At 68.4% G+C, this 1244-nt stretch carries 1 protein-coding gene; it reads right to left on the bottom strand.

What is annotated here, in order from left to right; all coding sequences use genetic code 11:
* On the bottom strand, nucleotides 1–1244 hold a 1244-nt coding region (locus AC1DZU_RS35535), incomplete at both ends, for a beta strand repeat-containing protein (RefSeq protein WP_477292119.1).

Raw genomic sequence — 1244 nt, 5'->3', positions numbered from 1 at the left:
GTATCGCCGGTCGAACCAGTCGAGCCAGTCGCACCAGTCGAGCCGGTGGCTCCGGTCGAGCCGGTATCGCCAGTCGCACCAGTGTCGCCAGTCGCACCTGTCGAGCCAGTTGCGCCGGTCGAACCAGTCGAGCCGGTTGCTCCCGTCGAGCCAGTCGAACCCGTTGCACCAGTGTCGCCAGTCGCACCTGTCGAGCCAGTTGCGCCGGTCGAACCAGTCGAGCCGGTGGCTCCGGTCGAGCCGGTATCGCCAGTCGCACCAGTCGAGCCAGTGGCTCCGGTCGAACCAGTCGAGCCGGTGGCTCCGGTCGAACCAGTCGAGCCGGTGGCTCCGGTCGAGCCGGTTGAGCCAGTCGCTCCGGTATCGCCGGTTGCACCGGTCGAGCCAGTAGCTCCGGTATCGCCGGTCGCACCTGTGGCGCCGGTTGCTCCAGTCGAACCTGTGGCTCCGGTCGAGCCGGTTGCTCCAGTCGAGCCGGTCGAGCCGGTTGCTCCAGTCGAGCCGGTCGAGCCCGTCGCTCCAGTCGAGCCGGTTGCTCCAGTCGAGCCGGTCGAGCCCGTCGCTCCAGTCGAGCCCGTCGCTCCGGTCGAACCGGTATCACCAGTTGCACCTGTCGAGCCAGTTGCTCCGGTCGAACCAGTCGAGCCGGTGGCTCCGGTTGCACCGGTCGAACCCGTGGAGCCCGTCGCTCCAGTATCGCCGGTTGCACCAGTCGAGCCAGTAGCTCCGGTATCGCCGGTCGCACCTGTGGCGCCGGTTGCTCCAGTCGAACCTGTGGCTCCAGTATCGCCAGTGGCGCCTGTCGAGCCAGTCGAGCCGGTGGCTCCGGTCGAGCCGGTATCGCCAGTCGCACCAGTCGAGCCAGTGGCACCCGTCGAGCCGGTTGCTCCCGTCGAGCCAGTCGAACCCGTTGCACCAGTGTCGCCAGTCGCACCTGTCGAGCCAGTTGCTCCGGTCGAGCCAGTGGCACCCGTCGAGCCTGTCGCTCCGGTCGAACCAGTCGAGCCAGTCGCACCAGTCGAGCCGGTTGCTCCCGTCGAGCCGGTCGAACCCGTTGCACCAGTGTCGCCAGTCGCACCAGTCGAGCCCGTGGCTCCGGTTGCACCGGTCGAACCCGTTGCGCCGGTATCGCCGGTCGCGCCTGTGGCTCCGGTTGCCCCAGTCGAACCCGTGGAACCAGTAGAGCCCGTCGCTCCAGTATCGCCGGTTGCACCAGTCGAGCCGGTTGCACCGGTCGAGGTCGA

The organism is Mesorhizobium sp. P2_A12 (assembly GCF_056405075.1).
Note: the sequence above shows the minus strand (reverse complement) of the source record. Positions and strands in the feature narration are given on the sequence as shown.